The 4,791-nt window shown below is 59.6% G+C and carries 5 protein-coding genes; all 5 read right to left on the bottom strand.

Annotated elements, in window-relative coordinates; all coding sequences use genetic code 11:
• Positions 1 to 992, bottom strand: a 992-nt coding sequence (locus JNM42_RS15620) for an inorganic phosphate transporter (protein ID WP_294272179.1), incomplete at its 3' end; no start/stop codon positions are given.
• A 12-nt stretch (positions 993 to 1,004) separates the two neighbouring features.
• On the bottom strand, positions 1,005 to 1,643 hold the full coding sequence (locus JNM42_RS15615; protein ID WP_294272175.1) for a DUF47 domain-containing protein: 639 nt from the start codon (positions 1,641 to 1,643) through the stop codon (positions 1,005 to 1,007).
• 90 nt (positions 1,644 to 1,733) lie between these two features.
• Positions 1,734 to 2,186 (bottom strand): D-aminoacyl-tRNA deacylase, encoded by a 453-nt coding sequence (dtd, locus tag JNM42_RS15610; RefSeq protein ID WP_294272172.1) that lies wholly within the window; start codon positions 2,184 to 2,186, stop codon positions 1,734 to 1,736.
• On the bottom strand, positions 2,183 to 3,142 hold the full coding sequence (locus JNM42_RS15605; protein WP_294272169.1) for a cation diffusion facilitator family transporter: 960 nt from the start codon (positions 3,140 to 3,142) through the stop codon (positions 2,183 to 2,185). Before JNM42_RS15605 ends, dtd begins: the two co-directional genes overlap by 4 nt.
• Before the next feature lie 78 nt (positions 3,143 to 3,220).
• Positions 3,221 to 4,791, bottom strand: a 1,571-nt coding sequence (locus JNM42_RS15600; RefSeq protein ID WP_294272167.1) for a DUF6880 family protein, incomplete at its 5' end; no start/stop codon positions are given.

Here is a 4,791-nt window from a genome sequence, read left to right as displayed (position 1 = left end):
CCAAGGTACCAAAAAACGGCAGCGATGATTGCGCTACAGGGAATCGTCAGAACCCAGGCCCAGACAATGTTCCCGGCCACCCCCCAGCGCACCGCCGAAAGCTTTCTTGTTGCACCGACCCCGACAATGGCGCCGGTGATCGTATGCGTCGTCGAAACGGGGATACCCAGGGACGTTGCCAGAAAGAGCGTAATCGCTCCACCCGTTTCAGCACAGAAACCGCCCACGGGCTTCAGTTTGGTTATCTTCTGCCCCATCGTCTTGACGATGCGCCAGCCACCGAACAGGGTGCCCAGTCCGATCGCCGTATAACACGAGAGCACAACCCACATCGGCAAGGGATCGCTGGATTCAGAAATTCCAGCCGCGATCAACAGCATCCAGATGATGCCCATGGTCTTTTGTGCATCGTTACCGCCATGCCCGAGGCTGTACAGCGAGGCTGAAACCAACTGCAAACGGCGAAACCACTTGTCAACCCCGCGCGGCGTCGCCCGCCGGCAGGCCCATGACACCAAAAGCATCATCAACGAACCGAGCAGCATGCCAAGCAGGGGCGAAACCAGAATGAAAACCACGGTCTTGAGAATGCCGCTGGCAATCAGCGCTGCGGGGCCGGCCTTGGCCAGCGCGGCGCCGACCAGCCCGCCGATCAACGCATGCGAAGATGAAGAGGGGATGCCGTAATACCAGGTGATGACATTCCATGTGATGGCCCCGACAAGAGCGCCAAAAACAACGTAATGATCGATGATTGCCGGATCGACAGTGCCTTTGCCGACTGTTGTCGCCACCTTGAGCTGGAAAACGAAAAAGGCAACAACGTTGAAGAATGCCGCCAGCATGACTGCGGTCTGCGGCCGCAATACACGCGTCGAGACCACCGTTGCGATGGCGTTGGCGGCGTCATGAAACCCGTTCATGAAGTCGAAGGCCAGCGCCAGAGCAACGAGAAAGACCACGACGCCCAGACTGATGTTCACCGTTTCCATGGACAGCGCCGATCAGGAGTTTTCGAGGACGATACCTTCGATGATGTTCGCCACATCCTCGCAGCGATCGGTCACGGTTTCGAGGAGTTCGTAAATGGCCTTGAACTTGATCAGTTCCCGCACATCCGGTTCTTCCCGGAACAGTCGGGACATCGCCCCGCGCATCTCGCGATCGGCCGCTGATTCAAGCTCGTTGATCGTGTGGCAAATCGTCAGGATTTCCGGCCCATTGTCCATCGATGGCAACAGGATCACTGCGGCACGCACTCGCTCACAGCACGAGCGGCAGAGATCGCCGAGCGTGATGGCTTCCGTTGAAACATGCCTGACGTCATAGAGTGTCACGGTGTGCGCGACATCCTGGATAAGATCGAGAATGTCGTCGAGGCTGGTTATCAGTTGATGAATCTCTTCGCGATCAAGCGGCGTTATGAAGGACTTGTGCAGTTGCCGCATCGTCTCGTGGGCAATGTCATCGGCTTGATGCTCGATGGTATCGATGATTTCACATTGCCTGGCCGCAGCCTCATCGGAATCATTGAGCACGCTCAGCAAAACGACCAGCGCCTCACTGCCCAGAACAACCTGTTGCGCATGGGCATTGAACAGTTCAAAGAACTTGCCCTCCTGGGGCATAAAACGTGCAAACATGGATTCGCTTCAAAGGAAATAGAATGATGAGCATTTTACCATCGGGCTTCGCCTGCTTCCGGCAAATCATTGCCACTGGCATGGCCCCGTTTATTCCGGATTTCGCGAATCGATGGCGATCGTGACCGGCCCGTCGTTAACCAGATGGATCTTCATGTCGGCGCCGAAAACACCGGTCGCCACCTGGCGCCCCAGATCGTGCTCAAGCTGACGGACAAACCGATCGAACAACGGCCGCGAAATCTCGGCACCGGCAGCGCGACTCCAGGCGGGCCGATTGCCTTTCCTGAGCGATGCAAAGAGCGTGAATTGACTGACCGCCAGCGCCTCGCCCCCGCTTTCGATGAGGCTGCGATTCATCACCCCGGCCGCATCGGGAAAGATGCGCAATTTGCTCAGCTTGGCCGAGAGCCAGACAATATCGGCCTCGCCGTCAGCGTCTTCAACGCCCACCAGAAGCAGCAGACCGGCGCCGATGGCGCCAGTCACTTCGCCTTCAACCTCAACCCGCGCCGAAGCGACGCGCTGCACCAGCACTCTCATTTCGCATTCTCTCGTTTTACTGCACTGTCGCCGTCGATCACTGCACCGGCATCGGTGGTTCGCGACATCCAGCGCACGGCATGCACGGCCGCTTCGGGTTGCAGGGTGACATGCGAGATTCCCTGATGCAGCAGCACGTGCTGCGCAGCAGCAAGAACCTCAGGCCACTTGGCAAAGGAGTCGACCAGCAGATGCGCCGACAGCGCGATGCGATTCGACGACAGTGTCCAGATATGCAGATCGTGTACCGAGCTGACGCCTGGCACGGCGGCCAGCGCCTGCCCGATCTGCTCGACGGAAAGATGCGCCGGCACCCCTTCGAGCAAAGCCTGCAACACTTCGCGCAACAGGCGCAGGCTGGAGACAAGAACCAGCAGGCAGATGAGCAGCGAGAGCAGTGGATCGATCGGCGTCCACCCGGTGAACATGATCACCGCACCAGCGACCAGCGCCGCCACCGAGCCGAGCAGATCGCCGAGCACGTGCAACAGGGCGCCGCGCGTATTCATCGTCTGCTCACCGTGCATCAGCAGCCAGGCGACGCCCACATTGATCAGCAAGCCGACGATCGCCACCAGCGTAACCGCCTCGCCATTGATTGACGTCGGTTCAAGAAAACGATGGATTGCCGCCACCGAGATGCCGACCACCACCAGCACCATGAACATGACATTGAGCAAGGCAGCCAGCGTTTCGACGCGGCCCAGGCCGTAGGTGTGGCGGCGCGAGGGAGGACGCCGGGCCAGCCACACGGCAAAAGCCGCCAGACCGAGCGATGCACTATCGGTCACCATGTGCCCGGCATCACCAAGCAGCGCCAGCGACCCGGACCAGAAACCGGCCACCGCCTCGACCGCCGCGAAGCCGAGCGTCAGCAGCAAGGCCCAGATCAGGCGCGGACCGGCGTCCGCGTGATGGTGATGCTCGTGATGGCTGTGGTGCTCGTGGTCACTCATGGTGCGACCATTATATTCGCCGAAAGACGGTCAAGCTGAGGTACTGCTCCAGCCGGTTCCAACAAACTGAGTAAAGTTTCATTTCACGCCGAGCGTCGAGCGCGCCACGCCATCCAGCAGTTTGATGAAATTCCGCTTCGGTTTGAACTGCACACGCAATTCGGCGAGGTAGTCGCCAAATTGCCGGGTCTGGTTCAGCGCCTGCATCAACCCGCCCACCTTGCGCACCAGCCTGATCGCCTCTTCATACGCCGCGTTGCCGGTCTGCTCGACGATGGGCGGTACCACCCGCCGGTAGAGGATGACGGCATCGCCGGGGCGCTCGGATTCGACCTTCCCGGCCAGCGTGACGAGCAGATTGCGATTGCAGATACCTTGAAGCGCGGTCGACCAGGCGGCATCCAGATCATCCTCCCACAACGCGATTTCCATGCGCAGCGAGTAATCGGGCGACGATGGTTTTGGCTTCCATTGGCTCCTTGTGTTTGCCGCACTGGCGATGACCTCGCTCACCCTGGCCAAGGCCCGGTTTCGCTGCTCCGGCCAGCGACCGAGCTGGCCTGCCACAGCGTGCAGCTTCCTGTAGAGTTCGAGGCTTGGCCTTTCCTCGAACTGGACCCAGGTCAACTGCAGCGCCTCGTCGTTACATTCGCGTTCAAGATAAATCGCTACCAGAAAATCACGCAGGCGGTTATCGGGGTGGTCAGGGAAAGCTGCCAAGCCACGTTCCGCCCACTCCAGCGCCTTTTCCGGCTGCCCTGCCTTGGTCCAGATTTCGGCGATTTCAAGATAGTGATAACCCCGGGTGAGATCCTGCGACTTGATCGCCACCAGTTCATCCACATCGCCGCTGGCCTCGGCCACTTTCTCCATGATGCGTGTGATCTTCGCCCGCTGGTAATCGTAGCCGTCCTGCGCAGCGCGTGGCTTCAGCTTGCGCCACTCGGCTTCCACCAGTTCTCGATAGCGGAGCAGGCCTGCATTGCCAAGGGCATCGCGATAGGTTTTGACATCGAAGCTGCACACACCAAAAGGCAGCGTGGTCTCCAACTCGAAGAGGCGTTCGGCCAGGTCGGCAGGATCGGGTCGCGCCATGGTGCAGGCCTGCACATGCAATTCGCCCAAGCGGCAGACGATACCGCCAATCTCGCCATTCGAGTCGTCAACCTGCTCCAGCGATTTTTCCACCTGTTCGATGGCATATTCGGCCAGATCCACCAGCAGGGTAGCCGTGTCGGGCTTAAGCAGTTCAGCCAGCGAATCGACCACTTCGTCGATATTGCCGGCGAATGTACGAACCTCACGCCAATCGACATAACCATTGACGCGTGTCACGTGATCAATGGCCCGACGGTAAGCCTTGTCCACGTTGCCACCCTCCCCGATTTGCTCGGCCTTGAGTAACAAGGACTGGTAAAGCCGCTCGTCGCGCCGGGCGACATCCAGCAACTGCCCGATCAAGCTTTCAGGGGTTTGGGTGAACAGATAGTCCTTGATGTCACGCCACGGATCGCGCCTGGCCTTCGTGCCGGATGCGGAAGCGGAATTTTCGGCCAGCCACGCCAATCCGAGCGCTACACAATGTTTGCAGAAGTAACCATCGGCGGCACGCGGGCAGGTGCAGTCGTGGGCCAGATCGCCATCGTCAT

Source organism: Propionivibrio sp. (assembly GCF_016790145.1).
Classification (GTDB): domain Bacteria; phylum Pseudomonadota; class Gammaproteobacteria; order Burkholderiales; family Rhodocyclaceae; genus Propionivibrio.
The sequence above is the reverse complement of the archived record's forward strand: the minus strand, read 5'-3'. Positions and strand labels throughout refer to the sequence as shown.

Excerpts from the sequence above, each read along its gene's own strand:
- dtd (WP_294272172.1), bottom strand. The coding sequence starts at position 2,186 with ATGAGAGTGCTGGTGCAGCGCGTCGCTTCGGCGCGGGTTGAGGTTGAA.
- JNM42_RS15615 (WP_294272175.1), bottom strand. The coding sequence starts at position 1,643 with ATGTTTGCACGTTTTATGCCCCAGGAGGGCAAGTTCTTTGAACTGTTC.
- JNM42_RS15605 (WP_294272169.1), bottom strand. The coding sequence starts at position 3,142 with ATGAGTGACCACGAGCACCACAGCCATCACGAGCATCACCATCACGCG.